The organism is Paenibacillus sp. D2_2 (genome assembly GCF_031199965.1).
Taxonomy (GTDB): Bacteria; Bacillota; Bacilli; order Paenibacillales; family Paenibacillaceae; genus Fontibacillus.
In genome coordinates this window covers 5,165,542-5,191,081 of sequence record NZ_CP133605.1, presented here as the reverse complement: position 1 = coordinate 5,191,081, position 25,540 = coordinate 5,165,542, and the positions used below count along the sequence as shown (strand labels likewise).

Below are 25,540 nucleotides of genomic sequence, written 5' to 3'. Positions count from 1 at the left end.
TATGACAACCTCCTATGCTTGTATAGAGCATAGGAGGTTGATTTTTTATGTGAAATAATCGACCGAGTTTTTTGCTAATTCATAACGATGAATCCGCTGACCTGAGCCACTGTGTATGGGGAGTAGCCAACCTTTACTGCATAGGGCTCTCAACATTTTCACAGATGTACGGTAATCAATTTGGAAGTGAAGCGATATTTCCTTGGGGCTTATGGATTGGCGAGAAGAGGAGAGTGCGTACCTTATGATTTCTGATTCCGCCATAACCGTTCGCTGTACGGGCTGTTGCTGGACTCGGTAGCGATTAAGTAATGACTGCAATAAATACTGACATAACTCGGGCCGATCTGAAACATCGTCATAGGCGAAGGAAATGATGCGGAATCCTAAGGTCTGGATGAAGAGTTCACGATTCAGTTCGTTACAGTATTTTTGACGATCCATTTCTTGAACATGCGGACCGTACCCCTTTATTTCGATCATAAATTTAAGAGGGCCGGGTAAATATGCAAAATCACCAAAATAGGATCTCCTGCGCCAATCTAGGACTTCATACTCGGGATGCAAATCTTCAAAATTTCCAAATAGGGGCCACCAAACATTTTTAAGAAATAGAGCTTCCCCATGCCCGTGTCCACGAAGAAGCCTACCCCGGCGCTCACCCGTTGTTGTTCTGCATGCTTATCGATAAAAGCTTGATGTGCTGCTGCGAAATTCATTCTTAATACCTCCTGAGGATTATTATGGAACGAAAAAACGTCCCAACCATTCTGATGAATGGTGGGACGTTCTACGCCACATTAGGTATGTAAATTTACTCCTATTCTATCAGATTTATGATCTATTTTCTATGTTAGGGAGGTAGTTGGAATAGGAATGAGTTCTAGTGATAGAGCAAGGTGAGGAGATAAGTGGTCATTAATTGTATTTTGTACAACTAGATTCTCACAAATAAGAAAGGGGTGTAAAATAATTGGATTTCCTACAGTTAAATTATCTGAAATATCGAGTTTGAAGCAAAATGGGAAATTTAGTTGTACTATTTACAACTAATTCTCGAAGAATGGGAGTACGGTCTGAATTAGTTGTAGGATTTCTACTTATTCTCCCAAGTAGTCTAGCGATTAGTTCTAGAAAAGTGAGTTTATCCGGGCTTCTCCCCAACTCCTGCCCCAATTCTCCTTCTCTCCTAAGAAAATTACTACTTTTTCGTAACTTTTCGGGATAAATGTAGTCTATTAATAGTGTAATAGATTGATGAGAGACATTTAGAGGGATGATTATTGAAATAATAGATGGGAGAGTAGCAAATTTCATGGTAGTCAGAAGAGAGGCAACAGGACAAGGACAAGAGGCGACGAGAAAAGAGAACAAGTGGGTGCGCCTGGCGACGAATCAAGGGAAAAAGTTGATGCTAGTAACGATGGCCGGACTGATCTGGATCCAGCCTGTAGTGAGTTTAGGGCCATTTAGCGGAAACGCTTCAAAGGCTCATGCGGCAGCTGAACAAACGGTGAAGCTGAGTGAGGAGATGATTACCTCAGGTGCCAAACTCGTAAAATATCAGTATACGACAACACGCTCGGGCAAGCAGGTTAATGTGCTAACCGATGTGATTGAAGTCGATCTAACGAATCCATATGTACAAATGGATGTAATGACTGGCAAGGGGGGGCAATTAACGACTAGACAAACGGTCCAGGGCATGACGAATGATACTGGAGCCGTGGCTGGGATTAATGGCGACTTCTTCCCGATGACTGGGCAAGGGGTAGCGATGGGGGCGCCGTATCACAGGGAACGGTAATCACGACTCCTTCTCAGCTTGAAGGGATGTATGCTTTTGCTTTGACCAGTGACGGTACGCCAATGATCGATATGTTTAGGTTTAACGGAACGGTCTTTGCCGCGGATGGGGGAACCTTCCCACTCTCTGGTATTAACCAAGAGGCTTACCGGACAGAGCCGGACAAAGGTTATAGCCATGTGAATCAAATGTATATTTACACGAGTGCGTGGAAGTCTGAATCGCGCCCGGTGGATAGCACAACGACACCGACGGAAGTGCTTGTTCAGAATGGTATCATCCAACAGATTTCTGTGAAAGCGGCGATTCCAGGGCTGGTTCCGGCAGATGGATATATTTTGCGCGCCCATGGAGATGCGGCCAACTTTGTTACTAGCCATTTGGCCGTAGGGCAGCAGATTGATACGAATTACCAGCTTTATTCGTTGACCAGCGGGAAAGAGATTAATCCGGCTAATCTGAAGATGATGATCGGCGGTCATACTTTGCTCGTGGATCAAGGGAAGGCTTCGCAGTTCACACGCTCGACGACATTGATCAGCGGCAGCAGCGCAGTCGCTAGAACCGCATTAGGCTACTCGAAGGACGGCAAGACAGCGTATCTCATTACGGCGGAGAGTAACAATAGTAGCAGCGGCCTGACGTTGACAGAGCTTCAGAAGTTCATGACCAGCATCGGCATATGGAAAGGCCTGAATCTTGATGGCGGTGGATCGACGACGATGGTAACGCGTCCACTTGCTGAGACATTGACTACTCTAACCTTTACTACCTCTAATGGATCGGCCGGACAACGCGCAGTAGCGAATGGCCTAGGCATATTCTCGACAGCTCCACAAGGGTCACTGAAGGGATTGAAAGTGAGCGGCCCTACCACTCTATTGATCGGGCAGACCGCTTCATATACTTTGAAGGGCTATGATACGTACTATAACCCAGTTGACGCTTCAGGAATTCAGGCGACATGGAAATCGGATAACGGGAATATAACCTGGACTGGTGATGGCTTCAAAGCTGTTAAATCCGGTAAGTCGACAATTACTGCCGTGAGCGGAGATGCTAAGAATAGTGTGAGTATTACGGTTCTCGGTGGCAACGATCTGGATAGCCTAAGTGCGGGCATATCTTCTGCGCCGCTTGAGGCGGGGACCTCGGTATCCGTTCCGGTTACGGCAACGCTTAAGAATGGCAACACGGTAACGATTCCTGCGGATTCAGTAAGTTGGGAAATGACTGGCATGAAGGCAAGTGTTAAGGATGGCGTACTCTCCGTGCAATCCGTGAATGCGGGAGCGAAGGTGGGCTATGCGACTCCGAAATATGACGGCTTCAGCGGAACACCAATCGTATTTACAACATCCTCCGAGCAAATCTGGGAGAATTTCGAGAATACAACCTATCCAGTGTCCTTTACCGGCTTGCCAGCTGAAGTGAAGGGAACGGCATCCGTCGTACAAGGGACAGGTGATCGCGCAAACTCGAAGGTTCTGAAGCTTGACTATGATCTAAGCGGCGGAGTTGGAAATAAATTCGGCTACGCACAGCTGAATGGTACAACAGGCAAAGAGATTCCTAAGGATTCAACCAAGATGACAATCAATGTCCTAGGTGACTCCAGCCTGAACTGGCTGCGCGCTGAGTTTGCAGATGCTGACGGCAAGAGTGTCTATGTTGATTTGACCAGACAGATTGATTTTACAGGTTGGAGAACACTAACGGTCGATCTGACTACGAGTGCAATCAAGTATCCAGCTAAGCTCAAGAGACTCTATGTCGTGAATCTCGAAGAGGGTCAGGATGAGCGTGCGCTGACAGGTAGCGTGTCCTTTGACAATATTCGCTTCACTGCTCCGGCTACAGATGGCGGCGGTACAGGCTTCCCTAGTGCTAAGGCAGTGATGACTATCGGGCAGAAGACGATGCTTGTGAACGGCGAGAAGAAGAATATTGATGCGGCTCCGCTTCTACAGAATAGTACCACGTATGTTCCTATCAAATATGTACTTGATACTTTCGGCGGCAGTGCAGCCTGGAATAATACAGCGAAGAAAATTACGGTAACAAGAGGTACTACGGTGCTTGAGCTTACTGTAGGGAAGAAAGAATTTTCATCAACGGTTCTAAAAAGCAGGCAGATGTATCTCCAATAATCGTAAACGGCAGGACTCTTGTCCCTCTTCGCCTAGTATCCGAACAGCTAGGGATCATGGTAAAATGGGACAATAAAACCAAATCCATCACCTTGGAATCATGATATGATAATTGGTAATAGACGGTTTTTGGAAATGGAGTAGGTCAAAGTGGCAGATTATCAAGATCAGGCTGATGCGATTGATCGTGTTATTAAGAACGCCGTAGGCGTTATGGAGAATAGCAAAATTCAAATCCTTGAAATACTAGAATCTGCGCGTGATGAGCTAAGGACGCTGAATAATGAGCTGCAACAGGTTATGAAGGAAACCGCGGAGACCGTGGAGAAGGTGGACCAGCTCGAAATCAACTATCGCAGATCCCGCATCCGGCTGACGGAAGTCAGCCGGGATTTTGTGCGGTATAATGAAGAGGATATCAAACAGGCTTATGAGAAGGCGACTCAGCTTCAACTTGATCTACTAATCTACCGGGAAAAGGAAATGTATCTCAAGGCAAGGCGTGATGAGCTGCAAAAAAGAGTACGCGGTGTAGAGAAGTCAGTAGAACGTGCGGAGACGGTGAGTGCGCAGATGGGCGTAGTTCTTGAGTACCTGTCCGGCGAACTCGGCCAAGTGACGCGAATCCTCGAATCGGCCAAAAATCGCCAGATGCTAGGTCTTAAGATCATCTTGGCTCAAGAAGAAGAGCGAAAACGTATCTCGAGGGAAATTCATGATGGGCCTGCACAACTACTTGCTAATCTAGTTCTTAGGACGGAAATTGTAGAAAGAATGCTCGCAAAGCAGGAATTTAAGATGGTGCAGGACGAAATAATAGATTTGAAAAGACAAGTCCGCTTCAGCTTAGAAGAGATGCGGAAGGTCATTTTTAATTTACGTCCGATGGCTCTGGATGATCTGGGGTTGATTCCGGCTGTGCGAAAGTATGTGCATGATTTTGAAGAGCGTACAAAGATCAGAGCTACCTTCGAGACGAAGGGCAAGGAGCAGCGGATGACCTCTCCTATGGAGGCAGCGATTTTCCGGTTGATCCAGGAGGCTCTGACCAATGCGGCCAAGCATGCATGTCCTACCTTTGTCGGCGTGGAGATTACTTATCAAGCTCAGCTCGTCAAAATTATTGTAAACGATAATGGTCTTGGCTTCAGAGTAGACCAATTGGAGCAAAAGACGAAGGAACATACCCACTTCGGCCTGATTGGCATGGGGGAGAGGGTAGAACTCCTGGAAGGTAGAATGGACATTGAATCAACGGAAAATATGGGAACGAAAATTACTATCCACATTCCGACAAATTCAGAGAAGGGAAAGGAGAACCTAGATGGATAATCACAATGTAAATGATGGGCAGGCAATAAAGGTCCTCTTAGCTGATGATCACCAATTGTTTCGTGAGGGATTAAAACGGATATTGAATATGGAAGAGGATATCGAAGTAATTGGTGAATGCAGTGACGGTTCTCAGGTACTGGAGAGCTGTCGGCTATACGAACCGGAAATCGTGCTGATGGATATTAACATGCCGATTTTGAACGGAGTCGATGCGACAGCCGAACTCCGCGAAGCTTTGCCGGAAGTGAAGGTTATTATATTATCGATTCATGATGATGAGAGCTATGTGTTCGAGACCTTGCGCAAAGGTGCGACAGGTTATTTGCTGAAGGATATGGAAGCAGAGTCGCTGATCAATGCGATCCGTACTGTTGCCGAAGGCAATGCTTTTATTCATCCGAAAGTAACAGGTAAGCTGATTCAACAGCTGCGCCGGATGGAATACTTGAGTGAGACAGGTGCGATCTCGGAGGATAGCGCGATTCGTGAGGCAGGGGTTAAGTTCATTGCCGGTGATAATAATCCGCTGACACGCAGAGAAGCTGAAGTGCTGAGATTAATGGCCGAAGGCCGTAGCAATAAGACGATTGGCGAGCATTTGTTCATTAGTGAGAAAACAGTTAAGAACCATGTCAGCAGCATTTTGCAAAAGATGGATGTTGATGATCGTACGCAAGCGGTTATTAATGCGATCAAATTTGGATGGGTTACTCTCTAATCATTGCTGGTGTATGAAAATCAGAAGTGTATAGAGCGGTGGCTTTTTGTTGTTCTAACCTTCCATTAAATTCATTAACTTGAAAAGAGAGGCGAGTTGATAGCCTTTTGGATATTTTACTCAAGTGTAAAGTTGGGTACATATAGCGCGTAGTTCAAAAAGTTCGGTTTACAGCACCAATTGGTCCATTTCAATAGTGCCCAGTAACCGACCTCCTGAAAGCGGCATATATTGTCGTTATAAGCGAGAGTTCGAACTTCCCCTCCCTGGTGGAGGAGAGCAGTTCGAACGACCTCTATAAGGAGGTGGGTCCATGTTTCCATATATGGGTTGGATTCTGTTCGGTTACGGTCTAGCGGCGGCGATGGTGCACTTGGTACACGGACATTATTTACGTATGCAGCCGAGGTCTCCTAAGCGGTTGCATTATGTACTGGTGACTCATAATCATGAACAGCAAATGGAATGGTATTTAAGGGCCTTGTCCTGGTATGGACGGTGGCGTGGTCATGCAGTGAAGGTAACTGTTCTCGATGAGGCTTCAGAGGATAATACCATGGCGATTGCTGAGCGACTTGGCCATCAGAGTGGAATGGAACTGAAGCTTGACCGCCTGGCGGCGGTAAGCGAGGAAGATATGAAGCGGTATATGCTGTCCGCGGAAGAGCAGCAGAACGAGGTAGAACATCGACTCTATATCGATCTCCGTTCGCCTGGGGAGGCGAATAAAATACCGTATGTTCATGTGTGACCAATCGGTAGCCGTCAGAAATCTAGGATTCAGCGGTGTACGATCAACAACTGAAAATCATGTATTTAAAGTGTGAAGCACACTCTTTCATGGCTTAGGCCGGGGGAGTGTGCTTTTTTGTGTTGATAAATGTAGGGGAAGGTAGGCGGAAAGTAAATTCTATGAAGGAGGGATAGGTGTTGAAGGCGGCTGTTTATGCGGTAAGGTTGGAGCAAGTCTGGAAACTGATGATCAGTATTGATATTGCTACGGATCTAGGATGGTGCCTAGCGGAGAGAGGATGGCTTGTAGAGAAGGGGAGTCAGCGTGGTGTTGAGGGCGGAGTTCAGGTTGAGAGATGCTCTGGGATGATTTTGCTATCTAAAGCGATGCCGTTAGGTTGGGCAGTTAGGCTGCGTGATTCATTTCAGTCAAGGCCGGAGATGGATGGTTGGAAGATGAAGCGGTGGCATGAATACATACGTGGAGCTCTTCAAGGGGAGCTGGAGCAAGAAAGAAAAGAGAAGCGGGGAAAGATGGATGTCGTGATGAGGAAAGCTTACTGGGATTAAGGTCTGGCGGTGTGTTGTGGACAAGGGGGCAAGGATTGACCCGATCCGGTGAGAGGATACTGGAGCAGTACAGGGGGAGAAGATCGATCGGTATTCTCTAGGGGCAGGATTGGATAAGTTTGATCAGAACTGGAGTGGAACAGGTGAGGGGGATAGAAGTGAAATTGGAGGGAGTGTGTATGGAAACAAGGAGACGGTTGGTGCAGAGAGGATAGGACGGATGGCGGGGGATGGTGCGGAGACGGTGGGAGCAATAATGCGATGTAGTGAAGAAGAGCTGAAGATGATTGCAGGACGAAGAGTGGATGCGATGGATATAATGGCGCGGCGTATTGCAGCCGCGCTGGAGGGGCGTTCGCTGCTGGAAGCGGAGCTACAGCAGCTACTGGCGGAGCGCCTGCCGGAGCTTGTGCCGGCGTGGCGCTCCGCCGTCCAGCACGCGCACCTGCAAGGGCGCGTGCAGCTCACCGCGGGCGTGGCGGTTGCCGCCGCCCGCAGTGGGTGGGGCCCGCTGGCGCGGCCGCGGGCCCAGTATCGCTGCCCGGCGCTGCGGCAGCGAAGTGCATTCCCGCACGCCCTGCGGGTCGTGCGGTTCCAGTGGCTGCGCCTATTGCGAGGCCTGCCTCGCACTGGGGCGCAGCCGGTCTTGCGCGCTGCTGCTGCGTGGCAGCAGCGCCGAAGCCGTGCCGCCGGCGGCAGGCGGCACGGGAAGGCCCCCACCAGGTCCCTGCTGGACCGGTGGGGGCTGAGCCCAGCGCAGCGCGATGCGGCGTCCGCCGCGCTGCAGTTCCTGGCGCAGCCGCAGATCGCGCCAGCCGAATCGGCCCTCGGCCATGTACATCGTCATGGCCGGCTGCTCCAGAGCAGGGGACGCTCGCTTCCACGCTTCCTGCTCTGGGCCGTGACCGGTGCGGGCAAGACGGAAATGATCTTCCCACTCATTAACTACACACTGAGCACCGGGGGCAAAGTGCTCGTAGCTACGCCGCGTCGGGACGTTGTATTGGAGCTTGCGCCGCGGATTGGCAAGGCTTTTCCGGAGGAAACGATCGCGGTTCTCTATGGCGGAAGTACTCAGCGCTGGGAGGAAGCCAGACTCATCCTGGCTACGACGCATCAGTTGATGCGCTTCTATCATGCATTTGATCTCGTCATTATCGATGAATTGGACGCATTTCCTTATCACAACGATCCCATGCTCGCTTATGCGGCCAAGGAATCCTGCAAAGACGCAGGACGTTTCATTTTCCTGTCGGCTACTCCGCCCACGCAATTGCAGCGGGAGGTCCGTAGAGGTAAATTGGAGCATGCCAAAGTTCCCGCTCGATTCCACGGTCATCCGCTGCCCGTGCCGCACCGAATCAGAATCGAATCGGTAGAGCATTGTCTTCGCCGTCGTTCTTTACCTTCTTCACTAGCTGCTGCATTGGAACAATCGGTTCAACGTGGGGCACAGATCTTCATATTTGTGTCTCGTATCCGGCACATTGAGCCTTTAACTGTCCTGCTAAGGAGACGTTTCTCGAGCATACAGATTGAAGGGACCTCATCGAAGGATGAACTGCGCGCGGAGAAGGTACTTGATTTCAGAGCAGCCAAGACACGTGTGTTAGTGACTACTACGATTTTGGAACGGGGCGTTACTGTGCCCAGGAGTGATGTCTTTATTTTGGATGCGGATAGCGATTTGTTCGATGAAGCGTCTCTCGTTCAGATGGCCGGGCGGGCTGGTAGATCCAAAGACGATCCCGCAGGCCGAGTTTGCTTCGCTTCACCGGAATGGACTCGATCACAGCGCGGTGCGGTGCGTCAGATTCGTTCCATGAATGCCATCGCCCGTAAGAAGGGCTTCCTACATACATAACATCAATTTTTATAGTTTTAGCATGTAGATTAACTCGTCATTGAACTTATTGTCGCACTCGATCATTACTATTCAATTGTAGTAGTAGGACAATTAATTCTTAAATAGTGATCCGGCCATGTATCGATCTGCTACCAAGACTAGCAATGAGGGAAGAAAACCAAAATCTATGAATAGCTGTATTAAGTACACTTATTTTTCAGAACAGAAAGGGAGACAGAAGAATAGTTGGATTTTGTACATTTAGTTTTCCTGCATATGAGCCATCGTGGGGATTAAGACTAATTTAGATGTACTATACAACTAATTTGCCTGATCATGAGGAATCTCCAGATTTAGATGTATGATTTACAATTATTTTTAGAGAGAAGACAACTCTCTCAAAATGCAGGTGAACATGAAGCTCCACGTGCTTTATTTAAATACGAAAATATCATGTTCTCAAAAGTGAGGTGAAGATATTGTCTTGGAAGGACATTTTAATCACTCCGGTGCATCAATGGTTAGCATCCACCAATAAAAGCTGCCTGACCTGTGGGAAAATGATTCGTGCGGGAGGCTGCGGAGTCAAAGGCTTCTTACAAATATGTACTGCTTGTTATGCATCGATCCCCTGGATTACTGTCCCCCGTTGTCTGATCTGTGGCAGGGCGGTGGGCTGCCCGGATTGCAGCAGGGCTGGTCAGGGACGAGAAGCTTTCTGATGAATCGGAGTGCGGTTCAATATAATCCAGCGATGCGTGAATGGCTGGCGCAATATAAGTTCAGGGGACATGAATCAATGGGGCCACTGTTGGCTCAGATGATGAATTATGCGATGAGGGCAATGGCTGAGGAATTACGGGAGAAATCCGCAGCCTCGTGGGATTTTTTCGATGTAGTTACATTTGTTCCCGTGAGTGAGGAGCGTATGCTGGAACGCGGCTTCAACCAGTCCAGAGCTCTAGCTTATGGAGCGGCAAGCGCAGCAAGAGCCCCTGTATTAGAGCTGCTCGGGCGTTCCCGGCATACAGAGAAGCAGAGCTCCAAGAACAGAAGGCAAAGGCTTCTGGAACTGGAGGGGGTATACCTGCCTTTGCCCGACGCATTAGACAAATTGAAGGGGTTCCTGTTGTCTAAGCATTTGGTTCAGTATCCCGTACGTCTATTGTTGATTGATGATGTGTATACGACAGGAAGCACGATGGATACTTGTGCATCGGTTCTTCAGGGCCTTTGCCGGGAGCTGGGGCGTTCCGCTGAGATTTATAGTTTGACTTGGGCGCGATCATAGGAGGTCAAACGGGAAAGTCGAATATTGTATTTTTTGGAAGAAGAGTGAGAGAAAGTGATGGACGAAATGTAACTGATCATGTAATCTAACAACAGATGATAATTTCTGAAGGGAAGAGAAAGAATGGATATGAATCTTGGGAATTGTCCGCGCTGTGGAAGGTTGTTTGCCAAAAATTTCAGAGACCTCTGTCCTTCTTGCATGAAAGATATCGAGGCAGAGTACGAGAAATGTCTCGAATATTTGCGTAAAAACAAGTCAGCGACGATGATTGAGTTATCTGAGGCAACGGAAGTCTCCACAAGACAAATTACGAAATTCATTAAAGAGGGTCGCATCTCGATCGCTAATAACCCGAATATGATGTATCCGTGTGAAGTATGCGGAATTCTGATCTATGAAGGGAACATGTGCGATAGTTGTAGGAACCGTCTGGCTCGCGACATAAATGCAGCTAATAGGGAACAATCGACCAAGGCCGCTCATCAGGAAGACAAGCGAAGTGGTGGTGCATACGGGATCGTCGACAAATTCCGAGCACCAGAACGCTGAAAACCTTGATATTATGGCATAATATTCTTCATAAACCAATAGTTCGCTATAAAATAAGTGTGAACTTACGCCGATAAACTTATTAAAGATTATCGGTTTTTTTATTTGGAAAGAAAGGTGAAGCCCATGAAAATTAATGATACCGGACGGGTAGGCGCCATAAATAACTATCAACGTCAGTACGAGTCCCAAAGCACAGGATTAAATAATAAATCGCGGCGTAAAGACGAGTTGTCCATTTCCACAGAAGGTATGGAGTTATTGAAAGCCCAGGAGAACTCACAGACACCAGAGCGCATGAAGCGCATCGAGGAACTTAAGGAGCAGGTCTCCACGGGAACCTATCACGTAGATGCCTGGCAAGCTTGCTGAGAAGCTTCTTCCATACTTTAAGTCTTACACCGAGAATTAGGGGGCGGCTATGTCTATACAGCAAGTAATTGATTCGTTGGATTCTCTGTATGAAGTTCATCAGGACATGTTGGAAATTAGCAAGAACAAGCAAGGAGCTATCGTCAATAATGATGTTGAGAAGCTGATTGAAGTGATGAATCAGGAGTCTAGATGTTTGAAGCAGATTGAACAATTAGAGGCTAGTCGTGTGCAGGCTTGCCAGGACTTCCTGATTGAGAAGGGGATCAGATCTCAACTGGAATTGACTGTGACGGAATTAACGAGGTTAGCCTTTGATCCTAGCGACAAAAAGGCGCTTCAGGATGCACAATCTAGACTATCACATACCTTAAATGAACTGAAAACATTAAACGAATTAAATCAGAAGTTGATAGAACAATCTCTTGGATTTATCGATTATTCCCTTGAACTACTAGGTGGAAGGGAAGACGAAGAAGTCACTTATCAGCATCCTGCCGGTAAATCGGGTGGGGTGAAAAAACCAGGATTATTTGATACACGAGCTTAGATTCAGAGGAGGATCATATGACATCCACATTTCACTCGATAGAAACAGCCAAGCGTAGTTTGTTCACACAGACGGCGGCTTTGAATACTACTGGACATAATGTTGCTAATGCCAATACTCCGGGTTATTCTCGGCAAGTCGTGAATATGAAAGCTTCTTCCCCTATCGAAGCCTATGGAATGAATCGTTCTATAGCTCCAGGGCAATTAGGTACAGGTGTTGAATTTTCCTCAATTACTCGGATTAGAGAGACATTTCTAGATCATGAATATCGAGGGGAAGCAACTGCCTACGGGAATTGGAATATTCAGGCGGATACATTATCCAAGCTTGAAGGAATTATGAATGAGCCTTCGGATACAGGGCTTCGTACTGTCATGAATAATTTTTGGAAATCATGGTCCGATTTAAGTAAGGACCCTGAGAGTGTAACAGCCAGGAAGATTGTAGTTCAGAACGCAATGGCATTAACTGATGCTTTTAATTACATGAGCCGTCAGCTAAGTAATTTGAGTCAGGATCTAACGAATAATGTAGGGGTTAAAGCGGATGAAGTACAGTCCTATTTATCTTCGATTGCCGATTTGAATAAATCTATTACTAGAATTGAAAGTCTTGGAGACGATGCGAACGATCTGAGGGATCAACGTGATTATTTGACAGATAAGCTATCCCAAATTATTAATGTATCGGTACAGGACACAGAACAGGGTTATACAATTATGCTCGGGGCGAGACTCTGTCCAAGGAGATACCGTTCAGGTTGAAGTCAATGCTGGAGCTACTCCTGCGGAGAAGGGAGCTTATTTAGAGAATGCTTATGCTGCGGGAACACTAACTGGCGGCGAAGTATATGGGATGATCTATTCTCGTAATAATTACGTTGCTGATAACCAGGCAAAGCTTAATGATTTAGCTAATACGATCATGAACGGCACAATGAAGGATGTCTCTATTCCGGCGGGGTCAATGCTTCCAGAAGGAACAATTGTGAATGTTGATACCTTGATATCGGTTGGCGGAACAGACCAGCTGCTTGCAGCCGGTTCCAGGATACCTGCTAATGCTGTGCTTAAGGGAGATACCAAAATTGATGTAAAGGGCTTAAATGGACTACATCAATTAGGCTTCACCTTGAACGGAACTACAGATCGTGGACTTCCATTCTTTACAGGTACAGACGCAGGTACTATTAAGCTAAATGATCAGATTGCCAATGATCCTACGTTGGTAGCCACATCGTTAAGGACTGAAGCTAGTGGCACAGGCCAGGTTGTAGTCAAAGGGAACAACACACTTGCTCTCTTGTTCTCAGCTATGAATGAGACTAAGATTACGGCTGACAGTGGAGCAGAGTCCACGTTGAATTCACAATATAGTGCTATGATTGGGCAATTGGGAGTACAGTCTCAGGAAGCAGCCCGTCAGGCTGAAAATTCCTCGATACTGATTACCCAAGTGGATACACGGCGGCAATCCGTGAGCGGAGTTTCATTAGATGAGGAAATGGCAAATATGATTAAATTCCAGCATGCATATACCGCGGCAGCACGGTTTATGACGACCTTTGATGAACTGCTTGATAAATTGATTAATTCTACTGGCGTTGTAGGCCGATAGGGGGTAAAGCACTATGAGAGTTACGAATAATATGATGAGTTCTCAGTTGCTACTGAATTTGAATCGTAATGGCGTACGAATGAACGATTTACAGACGCAGTTATCTACAGGGCGGAAGCTTAATAAGCCATCGGATGATCCGGTTGGGATTACGTATTCCATGCGTTATCGTGCAGAATTGTCTTCTAATAGCCAGCACCAGGCCAATGTCGATAGCGCCCTGTCGTGGCTGGATTTTAATGATACAGTAGTTGGTCAAGTAGGCGGTATCATTCAACATTTGAAAGAATTGACTGTTCAGGCTTCGAATTCAACCAACCCACAATCTGCTTTGGACAGCATTAAGACGGAAGTTGAACAATTGAAAGAACAATTGATTGATTTAGCTAATAGTAAGATGAATGGGAAATATATCTTTAATGGCGAGAATTATGATAAGAAGCCATATGATTTTGCAAAGGATGCAAACAATCTATCTGATACTATTAATGTTGGGGATCTACTAACAGATTCTGGACAGATTAATTTTATTGTTGGAGATAGCATACAATTAGCAATTAATACATCGGGAAATGAAATATTCGGCTCACCTTCTGAGAAGGATGACGACCATCTTTTTACGATGATCGATAGGTTAACAACGGCTCTTGGTAATGGTGATTTTCCGGCGATTTCTGGTGAACTCGATAAATTTGATACACGTTTGGATAAAGTGATGACGGTACGCGCTGAAATTGGAGCAAAGACAAATCGTGTTGAACTTATGAACACGCGGTTGCAGGATTTAGAGATTAATCTAACAGACATGCAGGCGAAAACTGAGGATGCCGATTATGAGAAGGTAGTTATTCAGTCCAAGATTGCTGAAAGTATTTATAACGCATCCCTAGCTTCTGGATCGAAAATCATTTCTACATCTTTGGTTGACTTCCTTAGATAAAAAATGGTGGTGACAGTTCTGTGATTCCTCAAATCCAAATTACGACCCAACCTTCTCTGCTTGAGATGGAATCAAGCAGAGCGCAAATATTAATTAAGCAGCCAAGAGGAGAAATGGAGATCGAGTCCCCACGGGCTGATATGCGAATAGTTCAGCCTAGACCGGAGATGGAGATCGATCAACATGAAGCATGGAGAGCTTATAATGGGGGCACGGCTCTGGAGATGAATCGACAGATTTATTCAGAGTTGCCACAGTTATTTCTTGAAGGGTTGGCTAAGCGCGTGGAGCAGGGTAACCAATTGGCAGCTATTCATTTGCCGGGGAATACGATTGCTGAGATTTATGGGGGGGATTGGCAGAGAAATCCCTTTGTAGAGTATCGTGCACCTGCATCCTATGATAATGTAAATATCCATGTGGAGCCACATAGACCGGAAATTAATGTTACACCCATGAAACCAGATATTAGAGGGCAGCAGCATAACCCTGAAATTGATGTTCAGCATGGTTATTTGAACATAGTTGTTAAGCAATATGCTTCTATTCAATTTACACAACCCAATATTGATGTGCAAATGTAATAGATTTTACTATAAGCTATAGTGGTAATATAACCATCTATAGCTTTAATATTTTATCGTATCGTGTTGGAAGTTGTTTCAATATTGTATATTAAGGGGCGAGCAGAATGGAGCTAGATACAGCTCAATTTGGAGTCGTTGATGTTAAAGAAAAACAAATATTTAATTTCCCTAAAGGGATACCAGGATTTGAAGAATACACTCAATTTGCAGTCATAGATTTGCCGGACGGTCCATTTTCTTATTTGCAATCGGTACAAGAGAGTCAGATTGCTCTTCTCATCACAGATCCATTTATATTCTTCCCCGATTATGAATTTGAACTGTCTGATCATGCAATCGAAGAATTAGAGCTAGGGACATTGCTTATGATTCGTTGTATCTTGACGCTTAATAAAGAAGTTTCGAAGTCAACTATAAATCTATTGGCTCCTGTTGTTTTTAATTTGGAGACCCAAAGAGCTAAGCAGGTTATACTTCATTCTACCGAATATAGTTCACGTCATTTTCTTTGGTCTAAAGAGGAACCATCCTTAGCCGATAAGGCGGGTGAATAGGATGCTTGTATTATCGCGCAAGAAAGGTGAATCTATCGTTATACAGGACGAGATTGAAGTAACAGTTCTTGGTGTCGAAGGGGATGTTGTAAGGCTGGGGATATCTGCTCCTGGAAATGTAGAAATTTTCCGTAAAGAGGTTTATTTATCGATCCAGGAGGCCAACAGGGACTCTGTATCCCAAGCATCTATTAACTTAGGCGCATTACTAGAGCAATATAATCATCCTAAATAAATTTTTTAGAAATTTTATTAAATAGCTCTAAACATGCATCGTCTGTTTGTCGATAAATGTATTAGACGCTATTTCGGAAGGGCGGCCGACCTTAAGGGTAGCGAGCGAAACCACATGGATGTGGGATAAATTATTTCAAGGAGGAAATACAAATGATTATCAATCACAATATTGCTGCTTTGAACACTCACCGTCAATTGAGTGCAAATACGAGTGCTTCTTCTAAGAACCTCGAAAAATTGTCTTCTGGTCTTCGTATCAACCGTGCAGGGGATGACGCTGCAGGCTTGGCAATTTCCGAGAAAATGCGCGGACAAATCCGCGGTTTGGATATGGCTTCCAAAAACGCACAAGACGGTATCTCTTTGATCCAAACTGCTGAAGGCGCATTGACTGAAACTCATAGCATCTTGCAACGTATGCGTGAACTTGCAGTTCAATCCGCTACAGATACAAATACTGACAAAGACCGTGCTAACCTGCAAAAGGAAGTTGACCAACTGGCACAAGAATTGACTCGTATCGGTAAAGATACAGAGTTCAACACCAAGAAATTACTTGACGGTTCGTTCCAAGGTACTTTCCACATTGGTGCCAATGAAGGACAAAATATCTCCCTGACTGTTGGGGATATGAGATCCAGTGCGCTTGGGGTTATCGGTGGGGCTACTGTTGATTCAACTGGTACCGTAACTGCTAGTGCTACAGGTGAGTTGAGCCTTGTTAAAGGCGAATCATATACTGTTAGAGACAATGGTAACGGAAAATATGATTTGTTAGATTCCAGTAACAAAGTAATTGCAAAAAGTACCGATGGCTTGACATTTACTATGGAAAAAGCTGATGGTTCTGGAGCAGGTGCTACAGGTAAAGTGGTATTTGATCAAAAGGTAACATCCGGAGCTGTTTCGTTTGACGGTACAGGTGCAACAGGAAAAGCTCAATTTGCTAACTCGGGTCTTGAATCTGGTACGTATACTTATAATGCTGCGGATAAAACAATTTTAGACTCGAATGGTAAAGTATATGCGAAATCAGCTGATGGAATAACATTTACAGATGTGGATGGAAAAGAATTATTCACTTCTACAGTTGCTTTGACTGATAAAGCTGAAATTACTGTTGGAGGCACTGATATTTCTACAGCTTCTACTGCAAGTAAAGCGATCACTACAATCAACACTGCTTTGGAAAGTGTATCGACTGAACGTTCCAAGCTTGGTGCTTACCAAAACCGCTTGGAGCACACAGTAAACAACTTGGGAGCTTCTTCCGAGAACCTGAGTGCTGCTGAATCCCGTATTCGTGACGTGGATATGGCTAAGGAAATGGTTCAATTCACGAAGAACAACATCCTTACACAAGCTGCACAAGCTATGTTGGCTCAAGCGAACCAACAGCCTCAAGGCGTTTTGCAATTGCTTCGTTAAGATTTATATTCAGGAAAGAGACCTTAGGAACACTCTAAGGTCTCTTTTTTCTTTTAGGAATGTATAGAGTCACAGGTAGAAATCTGATTACTTCAGAAATGATGTTTCACGGGTTCTATGGGGTTATCCTCTATGCGCATATTTCACGAATAATTTGATCTATTAAGAAAGTAGATATTCTAATAGTGTTAGTTCTCGACTTTTGGTATTTAGTTAATTCTTTTAGTAGGCTGGTGTAATATTGTTCCCTATCAGCTAATTGGATAAATAATTACTTTCGTAAATCATATTAAGCCATTTGCTTAATTTGCCGATATATATATTAATATTATTCTGAGTGAACCGGAGGGTTGATTGATGAAGCCTGAATTATCATTATCCGGGAGAACACCAATGTTAAGCAATACATCTAGCTACTCCCCCGCAAAGAAAGAGCCAAGTGACCACGACCGTGGAGTCCTCATTACAAATGAGGGGCAAGTAATGCGTATGGAGCGTCAGGGTAAATATATTTCAATAGGTGAAGAGCAATTGATCAAGGCAATAGATCGTGCTATGAAAGCTCTTGAGGGCCCGCATACAGAGTTTGAGGTTAGTGTTCATAAGCAAACTAACTCTATAATGGTTAAAGTTCTGAATCGTGATACGGGCGAATTAATTCGGGAGATTCCACCGGAGAAGACGCTGGATCTAGTGGCGAAGATGATGGAGTTTGCAGGTATATTAATTGATGAACGTGTATAAGTAGAGTGAAGGAGGAATAGTTTTGAGAATTTCAGGTCTGGCTTCAGGGATGGATATTGATAGTATAGTTAAACAGATGATGCAAGCAAAGAGAGTGCCACTTGATAAATTGACTCAACAAAAACAAACGATTGAGTGGAAACGCGATTTTTACAGACAGATTAACAGTCAATTAGTGGATTTTCGCAATAATAAACTATGGAAATATAAAACGAGTTCAGAATTGAATCCTTATAAGGCGGAAGTGTCAGGAGATAAGGATGCTATTAGTGTTAAAGCAACGTCAAGCACAAATCAAGTGAAAATGACGGTTGAGGTCCAGCAATTAGCCACCCAGAGATCTATAACCAGTGTAAGTAGCCTTGGAAATAACGTGACAAAGAATACAAGATTAGATAGTCTTGCCGGAGCTGTTGGCGAGGGAGATGATGGAAAACAATTTTCTTTAACAGTATCACGTTCTGGGGGCAAAGATGTTACACTGGAGTTCTCTTCATCTGACACAATTGATTCTGTGATTCGTAAAATCAATAGTGATACTCAGGCGAATGTAACGGCAGCGCTGGATGAGACCACTGGAAAAATCACGTTAAAGTCAAAGGAATATGGTAACCAGAATGTGGACTTTGGGGGCAATCTGATGGATGCCTTTAATTTAAGTGGTTCATCATATGTAGGCGGTGATAAAGCGGAGGTTTCAATTAACGGTAGCGATCCATTAGAATATTCAAGTAATACTTTTACGGTTAATGGAGTTGAGATTACTCTTCTTGCCGAGACTGAGGCGGGTAAGCCGTCCATTATTACCTCTAAAACAGATTCTACAAAAGTATTAGAGACCATAAAATCTTTTATCTCAGATTATAACTCGGTGTTGGCAACCATTAATGGTAAACTGAATGAGGAACGTTATCGTAATTTTCCGCCACTAACTGACGAACAAAAGTCTGGAATGAAAGAGGATGACATTAAGAGATGGCAAGAGAAGGCCCAAAGCGGCTTGCTCCGAAATGATGAGATCCTTACTAAAGCAGTTTGGGATATGCGTGATGCGGTCACTAGAGCAGAGGTGAAAGGTGCTTCAATCAATCTCAGTTCAATAGGTATTACTACAGGTGAATATTATGAGAATGGTAAGTTAGTGCTAGATGAAGATAAATTGAAGAAGGCGATAGAAGATAATCCTGATGCTGTTTTAGAGCTATTTGTTGGAGCGGATGGGACGAGTGGATTCTTTAATAAACTGTACGATAATTTGATGGGCCCACTGGAATCCCTTTCCGAACGGGCTGGTACATCTAAATATTCCACCAGTTTAACAGATGCGTACAATACAGAAAGTGTAATGGGAAAAGAACTTAAAAGTGTTAATGATCGTATCTCAGACTTACAAAAAAAGCTAACTACTCTTGAATCTAAATACTATAGTCAATTTACAGCAATGGAAACTGCAATTAATAAAATGAATTCTCAGTCTTCGAGCATAACAAATCTACTTTCTCAATGAGTGATGCCTTTTTAGGAGTGAATGATAATGATTACATCACCATACGATAAATACAAAAAGACTTCTGTACAAACGTCCACCCCTTCACAGTTATTGCTGATGCTGTATGATGGAGCGATTCGCTTCGTTCGAGGGGGCATCGAGGGGATCCAGGAGCGGGATTATGATAAGACGAATACTCTACTAAATAAAGCACAGGCTATCATATCGGAATTAACAGTTACTTTGGACCATAGCTTCGAGGTCTCTAAGGGGCTGTCTGCGCTCTATGAGTACATGAATCATCTTCTGATAGAGGCGAACATTAAGAAGCAGGAGGCCCCTGCTGAAGAAGTGCTAGGGTATCTGTTAGATCTCCGAGAGTCCTGGGCTCAGGCCGCGAAGTTTGTTGCAGTCAGCGGGGATTAGGAGAAATAATGGACGAATTATTAGTACAGTTGGATCAGATTACGAGGTCTGTCAGTAGTTCATTGAACCAGATGTCGAGTGATGAGCTCGTAGCTTTTGTAGAGCAGCGCCAGCTTATTGTTGATCAGATCGTTGTCAATGCCTCGCGTATTTCGTTGAATCATTCTCAGCAAGAGAAGCTTGGTTCTATTTTGGAATTTGATCAGATGATTCGCCAGAGGATGGAGCAACTCAAATTAGAAGCCTCTGATTGGTTAATGCAGCGGGATCAAGCGAAGCAGCAGCGAAGTGCCTATGAGACTTCGTATGCATCTGATAGTATTCTAATGGACAGAAGGAACTAGTAAACAGGGCCGATAAAAGATTATCGGTCTTGTTTATGTTTTATTCGTGATATCATGTACTGAAGAAAAAATATAAAATGTAAAATTTATATTAAACCAATCCATACATTATTTTTACAGTAAAACCTTTTCTTTGGTAATTGACACTGGTTAAGTTTGGGTGGTAAACTCAAAAGTGAGGGCTTGTTCTTTAAGGACCGAACTCTTACTTGATAATGAAGGGAATGTTAGTGCATGCAAGGTAAAGTAAAATGGTTTAACGCAGAAAAAGGATACGGTTTCATCGAAACTGAAGAAGGAACAGACGTATTCGTACACTTCTCCGCTATTCAATCCGAAGGCTTCAAGACTTTGGAAGAAGGCCAATCCGTAGAATTCGATATCGTCGACGGAGCTCGTGGACCACAAGCGGCTAACGTAATCAAATTATAATCATCCGGCACTTATAAGCCGACCTACATATATAATGTATGATGGTTAGCAATTAGAGATTCGCTAGCAATAAGACCCTGGGAAACCAGGGTTTTTTATTTGTTCTTGACGTCATGATTTTGCCATTAACTTGCCTTTTACATTTTTTACTTTGGGTTAATATGTGTGATATAATAAAGGTGCAAAGTCAAAGGAGGAGTGCCCTATGAATTATAGTATTCGAGGACAACAAATTGAAGTGACCGAAGCATTGCGAGAATACGTAGATAAGAAGCTCAGCCGACTTGACAAGTACTTTGATGTACCGCCGACTACAGGTGGTAATGTAACGCTGAGTGTTGTACGAGGCTTGCATGTAGTCGAAGTCACAATTCCTCTTACAGGCGTAGTGCTACGTGCCGAACATCGAAGCGATGATATGTATGCATCGATGGATGGGGTCGTGGACAAGCTGGAACGCCAAATCCGTAAACATAAGACGAAGATCAACCGTAAATTCCGTCAGGAGAGCGGTCTGAAGAATTTGTTCGTCGAAGGTCCAGTGAACGGATCTGCACGTGACGCAGAAGAAGACGAACTCGAAGTCGTTCGGACGAAGAAGTTCACTTTGAAACCGATGGATGTAGAAGAAGCTATTTTGCAAATGAATATGGTAGGTCACAATTTCTTCGTATTTGCTAACATTGAGACGAATGAGACCAACGTGGTGTACAAACGGAACGATGGCAAATATGGATTAATCGAGCAAGAATAGCTGTAACAATTCGTATCCATTCATGACGATTGTTGGAATCTAAATGGTAATTCTTTCAATTGAAGTAAAAGGAGCGAGCCTTTATCCGCTAAGCGGGTAGGGCTCTTTATTCATATAGGAGCAAATTGCCGATGTGCCACGGTGATGTCGTGTGTTGCGGCATTGATTACAAACTGTTACAATTTAGGCAAATCATCTGTATATGCGTGAAAGGGGTAAATCATGCTGGGATTAGTGAAAAAGATATTTGGCGACACGAATGAACGTGACGTTAAACGTCTGATGAAGACGGTAGATATTATTAATAATTTGGAACCTCAGTTCGTAGCTTTATCGGACGAGCAATTGCAAGGGAAGACCGCAGAGTTTCGTGAACGGATCGAGAAGGGCGAAACTGTGGACGAAATTCTTCCAGAAGCTTTTGCTACAGTAAGAGAAGCTTCCAAGAGAACGCTCGGCCTACGTCACTATGACGTGCAGTTGATCGGCGGTATGGCTTTGCATGAAGGAAGAATCGCTGAAATGAAAACCGGTGAAGGGAAGACGCTGGTCGGTACCCTGCCGGTTTATTTGAATGCTCTGTTAAACAAAGGCGTGCATGTCGTTACGGTCAATGATTATTTGGCGCAACGGGATAGCGAGCAAATGGGCCAAGTCTATAACTTCCTTGGTATGACCGTAGGCATCAATTTGAACGGTATGGAACATGAGGATAAACAAGCAGCTTATGCTTGTGATATTACTTATGGTACGAATAATGAGTTCGGCTTTGACTATTTGCGCGACAATATGGTTCTTTACAAAGAGCAAATGGTACAACGTCCGCTCTACTATTGTATTATTGACGAAGTTGACTCCATCCTGATTGACGAAGCACGTACTCCGCTGATCATTTCCGGACAAGCTGAGAAGTCGACGGAGCTTTACTATTTTGCTGATCGATTTGTGAAGAAGCTGGAGCGTGAAGAGGATTACACCGTTGATATCAAAGTAAAAGCCGTAGCTCTTACTGAAAAAGGGGTTGCCAAGGCGGAAAAAGCTTTCGGTATCGAGAATTTATATGATCATAGTAACATCTTGCTGAACCACCATGTTACCCAAGCGCTGAAGGCAAATGTCATTATGCGCCGTGACGTGGATTATGTTGTTACTGAAGATGAAGTGCTCATCGTCGATGAATTTACAGGCCGGATTATGCAAGGTCGACGTTATAGCGATGGATTACATCAGGCGATTGAAGCGAAGGAAGGCATCGAGGTTCAGAATGAGAGCATGACGCTCGCGACTATTACATTCCAGAACTATTTCCGGATGTATCGCAAGCTGGCTGGCATGACCAGGTACAGCGAAGACCGAGGAAGAGGAATTCAAGAAGATTTACGGGCTTGAAGTGCTTCAAGTACCGACGAACCGTCCGAATCAGCGGGTTGATATGCCAGATGTTGTCTACAAGAGCGAGGAAGGCAAGTTCAGAGCGGTTGTGGACCAGATCGTAGAGCGCCATAAGAAGAATCAGCCGATCCTGGTTGGTACCGTTTCGATTGAGAACTCTGAGCTTCTCTCCGAGATGCTGAAGCGTAAGGGTGTTCCTCATAAAGTGCTGAACGCCAAATACCATGCGGAAGAAGCCGAGATTATTTCTCGCGCGGGCGAGCCGGGTTCCGTTACAATCGCTACGAACATGGCAGGACGTGGTACTGACATTTTACTTGGTGAAGGTGTAAACGACGTTGGCGGTTTGCATATTATTGGTACAGAGCGTCATGAATCACGTCGGATTGATAACCAGCTTCGTGGTCGTGCCGGACGTCAAGGTGACCCGGGCTCGACGCAGTTCTATTTGTCGCTTGGTGATGAATTGATGAAGCGGTTCGGGGCAGATAACGTCATGAACATGATGGAGCGTCTTGGCTTCGAAGAGGATCAGCCGATCGAGAGCAAGATGATTACGCGTGCGGTTGAATCCGCTCAGAAACGTGTTGAAGGTAATAACTTCGACGTGCGTAAAGTCGTATTGCAATATGACGACGTGATGAATCAGCAACGTGAGATTATTTATAAGCAACGCCGCGAGCTGCTTGAATCAGAGAATGTTAAGCAAATTGTCGTGGATATGATTAAACCGGTCATTGAGCGTGTCGTTGCGGTTCATACCGCGGATGACATTCCGGAGAACTGGGAATTACAAGAGATTGCCGATTATATGAATTCGAAGATGCTTGATGAAGGCGCATTGAACCGCGACGATCTCTGGGCAAAGAGGCCGATGAGATGGTCGAATTCATCTTCGAGAAGGTTATGGCGAAATATGATACTCGTGAGCAGGCGATCGGTCCTGAACTGGTGCGTGAATTCGAGAAGTTATTGCTCTGCGTGCTGTAGATAGCAAGTGGATGGATCATATCGATGCGATGGATCAATTGCGTCAAGGTATTCATCTGCGTGCTTACGGCGGTACGGATCCACTGCGCGAGTACCAATTCGAAGGCTACGAGATGTTCAACGAGATGATTGCGACGATTCAGGAAGAAGTTGCGAATTATATTATGAAGGCGCAAATCGAGACGAACCAGGAGCGCCAGGCGGTTGTAGATGAGGACAAAATCTCGACTAGTGGTGAGCCAGCAGAGAAACGTCCGGTGAAGCGCGACGAGCAAATAGGACGTAACGATCTTTGCCCTTGCGGCAGCGGTAAGAAATACAAACACTGCCACGGACAGAACGCATAATTAGACAGCGGGGAGCTTCCGTGATCGGATAGCTCCCCGTTTTTTTTATTTTTTTAATAGGGCGTCCTATTGTGATTAACACTAGAAATGTATAAAATGAGCGTAATAATCGTACAGGAAGGTGATTGAACAGCATGATCGATCCAAATGTAAAGCATGATATGAGAGAGATAGCTACGCGACTAACTAATCTTAGGGGGTCTCTTTGACTTAGACCTGAAGCAGGAAATGATCGCGAACTATGAAGAGAAGATGGCGGCACCGGACTTTTGGGATGACAATGACAAGGCCCAGGCATTAATCGCAGAGATGAACGCTGTGAAGTCCTCTGTCGACCAATACAATACATTGCAGCAGGAGTATGACGACATCGAGATGATGGCGGAACTGGCTGAAGAGGAGAATGATGAGTCATTATTGTCGGAGATCAGTAACTCTGTAACATCGCTGTTGAAGAAGTTAGAAGATTTCGAGCTTCAACTGCTGTTGAGTGAGCCATATGACAAGATGAATGCGATTCTTGAGCTGCATCCAGGTGCCGGAGGAACAGAATCCCAGGACTGGGGCTCTATGCTGCTAAGGATGTATACACGCTGGGCAGAGAAACGCGGCTTCAAAGTCGAGACACTTGATTACTTACCGGGAGATGAAGCCGGAATCAAGAGTGTAACGCTGTTGATTAAGGGCTACAATGCCTACGGATATTTAAAGGCGGAGAAGGGTGTACACCGTCTGGTTCGGATATCGCCATTTGATTCCTCAGGCCGCAGACATACCTCGTTCGTTTCTTGCGATGTAGTACCGGAGATTACCGATGATGTGGATATCGAGATTCGTACCGAGGATCTCAAGATCGATACGTACCGGGCGAGCGGTGCGGGTGGTCAGCATATCAATACGACTGACTCTGCGGTGCGGATTACTCACTTGCCAACTGGGATCGTCGTGACGTGTCAGAATGAACGCTCGCAGATCAAGAACCGTGAGCGCGCAATGACGATGCTCCGTTCAAAGCTTTATGAACGCAAGCTGGAGGAACAGAAGAAAGCGCTGGATGAGATCCGCGGTGAACAATCTGATATCGCTTGGGGTAGCCAAATTCGCTCGTACGTATTCCACCCTTACAGTATGGTCAAGGATCATCGTACCTCGGTAGAGACCGGGAACGTTGGTGCTGTCATGGACGGCGATTTGGACGCATTTATTGACGGTTATTTGCGGAGTCAGATCAGAACTGAAGGTTAATAGCTAGTCTAATAACGAATGTAAAGAATAACGATTCCTACACATTACATGGTAGAGCTGGGGAGAGCAGGCTCCAATATGTCTCGTC

21 protein-coding genes and 5 pseudogenes are annotated in these 25,540 nt (G+C 45.1%); 24 read left to right on the top strand and 2 right to left on the bottom strand.

Annotation, left to right across the window (positions count from 1 at the left end; all coding sequences use genetic code 11):
- Positions 1-45: 45 nt before the first annotated feature.
- A complete protein-coding gene (locus tag RE628_RS26655) occupies positions 46-444 on the bottom strand; it encodes a hypothetical protein (RefSeq protein WP_309156372.1) in 399 nt (132 codons plus the stop codon).
- A 98-nt stretch (positions 445-542) separates the two neighbouring features.
- Positions 543-719, bottom strand: coding sequence for a hypothetical protein (locus RE628_RS26650; RefSeq protein WP_309156371.1), 177 nt, complete (start codon positions 717-719; stop codon positions 543-545).
- A 692-nt stretch (positions 720-1,411) separates the two neighbouring features.
- On the opposite strand from RE628_RS26650, the pseudogene RE628_RS26640 reads away from it, so the two are divergent.
- The 24 genes and pseudogenes from RE628_RS26640 to prfB all read left to right on the top strand — a co-directional run bounded on the left by RE628_RS26640 (position 1,412) and on the right by prfB (position 25,452).
- Positions 1,412-4,061, top strand: a pseudogene (locus tag RE628_RS26640) (stalk domain-containing protein).
- A 46-nt stretch (positions 4,062-4,107) separates the two neighbouring features.
- The gene (locus RE628_RS26630) at positions 4,108-5,289 is read left to right on the top strand and encodes a sensor histidine kinase (RefSeq protein WP_309156366.1); all 1,182 of its coding nucleotides are present in this window, start codon (positions 4,108-4,110) and stop codon (positions 5,287-5,289) included.
- The gene (locus RE628_RS26625) at positions 5,282-6,010 is read left to right on the top strand and encodes a response regulator (protein WP_309156365.1); all 729 of its coding nucleotides are present in this window, start codon (positions 5,282-5,284) and stop codon (positions 6,008-6,010) included. The genes RE628_RS26630 and RE628_RS26625 overlap by 8 nt, the downstream gene beginning before the upstream one ends.
- A 313-nt stretch (positions 6,011-6,323) precedes the next feature.
- Entirely contained in the window at positions 6,324-6,761 is a 438-nt protein-coding gene (locus tag RE628_RS26620; protein WP_309156363.1) for a hypothetical protein, read from the top strand.
- 179 nt (positions 6,762-6,940) lie between these two features.
- Positions 6,941-7,312: a hypothetical protein gene (locus tag RE628_RS26615; protein ID WP_309156361.1), complete on the top strand. Its 372-nt coding sequence runs from the start codon at positions 6,941-6,943 to the stop codon at positions 7,310-7,312.
- Positions 7,313-7,697: 385 nt separating this feature from the next.
- Positions 7,698-9,176: pseudogene (locus tag RE628_RS26610) on the top strand (DEAD/DEAH box helicase); the annotation flags it as partial.
- Between the two features lie 631 nt (positions 9,177-9,807).
- Positions 9,808-10,449, top strand: a complete 642-nt coding sequence (locus RE628_RS26605; RefSeq protein ID WP_309156356.1) for a ComF family protein — start codon at positions 9,808-9,810, stop codon at positions 10,447-10,449.
- 129 nt (positions 10,450-10,578) lie between these two features.
- Positions 10,579-11,001: a TIGR03826 family flagellar region protein gene (locus tag RE628_RS26600; protein WP_309159579.1), complete on the top strand. Its 423-nt coding sequence runs from the start codon at positions 10,579-10,581 to the stop codon at positions 10,999-11,001.
- Between the two features lie 126 nt (positions 11,002-11,127).
- Positions 11,128-11,413, top strand: a pseudogene (flgM, locus tag RE628_RS26595) (flagellar biosynthesis anti-sigma factor FlgM).
- Between the two features lie 9 nt (positions 11,414-11,422).
- Positions 11,423-11,923, top strand: coding sequence for a flagellar protein FlgN (locus tag RE628_RS26590; RefSeq protein ID WP_309156354.1), 501 nt, complete (start codon positions 11,423-11,425; stop codon positions 11,921-11,923).
- Between the two features lie 17 nt (positions 11,924-11,940).
- A pseudogene (gene flgK, locus RE628_RS26585) lies at positions 11,941-13,543 on the top strand (flagellar hook-associated protein FlgK).
- A 13-nt stretch (positions 13,544-13,556) separates the two neighbouring features.
- A complete protein-coding gene (gene flgL / locus RE628_RS26580; protein WP_309156352.1) occupies positions 13,557-14,483 on the top strand; it encodes a flagellar hook-associated protein FlgL in 927 nt (308 codons plus the stop codon).
- A gap of 20 nt (positions 14,484-14,503) precedes the next feature.
- A complete protein-coding gene (locus RE628_RS26575; protein ID WP_309156350.1) occupies positions 14,504-15,067 on the top strand; it encodes a DUF6470 family protein in 564 nt (187 codons plus the stop codon).
- A gap of 107 nt (positions 15,068-15,174) precedes the next feature.
- Positions 15,175-15,624: a flagellar assembly protein FliW gene (gene fliW, locus RE628_RS26570; RefSeq protein ID WP_309156349.1), complete on the top strand. Its 450-nt coding sequence runs from the start codon at positions 15,175-15,177 to the stop codon at positions 15,622-15,624.
- Position 15,625: 1 nt separating this feature from the next.
- Positions 15,626-15,859 carry a carbon storage regulator CsrA gene (gene csrA / locus RE628_RS26565; RefSeq protein WP_309156348.1) on the top strand — a complete coding sequence of 78 codons (234 nt, stop codon included), beginning with the start codon at positions 15,626-15,628 and terminating at the stop codon, positions 15,857-15,859.
- Positions 15,860-16,011: 152 nt separating this feature from the next.
- Positions 16,012-17,289: a flagellin N-terminal helical domain-containing protein gene (locus RE628_RS26560; protein ID WP_309156347.1), complete on the top strand. Its 1,278-nt coding sequence runs from the start codon at positions 16,012-16,014 to the stop codon at positions 17,287-17,289.
- A gap of 357 nt (positions 17,290-17,646) precedes the next feature.
- Entirely contained in the window at positions 17,647-18,033 is a 387-nt protein-coding gene (locus tag RE628_RS26555; protein WP_309156346.1) for a flagellar protein FlaG, read from the top strand.
- Between the two features lie 22 nt (positions 18,034-18,055).
- Positions 18,056-19,540: a flagellar filament capping protein FliD gene (fliD, locus tag RE628_RS26550; RefSeq protein WP_309156345.1), complete on the top strand. Its 1,485-nt coding sequence runs from the start codon at positions 18,056-18,058 to the stop codon at positions 19,538-19,540.
- 27 nt (positions 19,541-19,567) lie between these two features.
- Positions 19,568-19,948: a flagellar export chaperone FliS gene (gene fliS / locus RE628_RS26545; protein WP_309156344.1), complete on the top strand. Its 381-nt coding sequence runs from the start codon at positions 19,568-19,570 to the stop codon at positions 19,946-19,948.
- An 8-nt stretch (positions 19,949-19,956) separates the two neighbouring features.
- Positions 19,957-20,292 carry a hypothetical protein gene (locus RE628_RS26540; RefSeq protein WP_309156343.1) on the top strand — a complete coding sequence of 112 codons (336 nt, stop codon included), beginning with the start codon at positions 19,957-19,959 and terminating at the stop codon, positions 20,290-20,292.
- A gap of 234 nt (positions 20,293-20,526) precedes the next feature.
- Positions 20,527-20,724: a cold shock domain-containing protein gene (locus RE628_RS26535; RefSeq protein ID WP_309156342.1), complete on the top strand. Its 198-nt coding sequence runs from the start codon at positions 20,527-20,529 to the stop codon at positions 20,722-20,724.
- A gap of 205 nt (positions 20,725-20,929) precedes the next feature.
- A complete protein-coding gene (gene hpf, locus RE628_RS26530; protein ID WP_309156341.1) occupies positions 20,930-21,478 on the top strand; it encodes a ribosome hibernation-promoting factor, HPF/YfiA family in 549 nt (182 codons plus the stop codon).
- A gap of 222 nt (positions 21,479-21,700) precedes the next feature.
- Positions 21,701-24,207, top strand: a pseudogene (gene secA / locus RE628_RS26525) (preprotein translocase subunit SecA).
- A gap of 134 nt (positions 24,208-24,341) precedes the next feature.
- A protein-coding gene (gene prfB / locus RE628_RS26520; RefSeq protein WP_309156340.1) for a peptide chain release factor 2 occupies positions 24,342-25,452 on the top strand; the annotation gives its coding sequence in 2 pieces (ribosomal slippage) (positions 24,342-24,413 and positions 24,415-25,452; 1,110 coding nt in all).
- Positions 25,453-25,540: the final 88 nt, after the last annotated feature.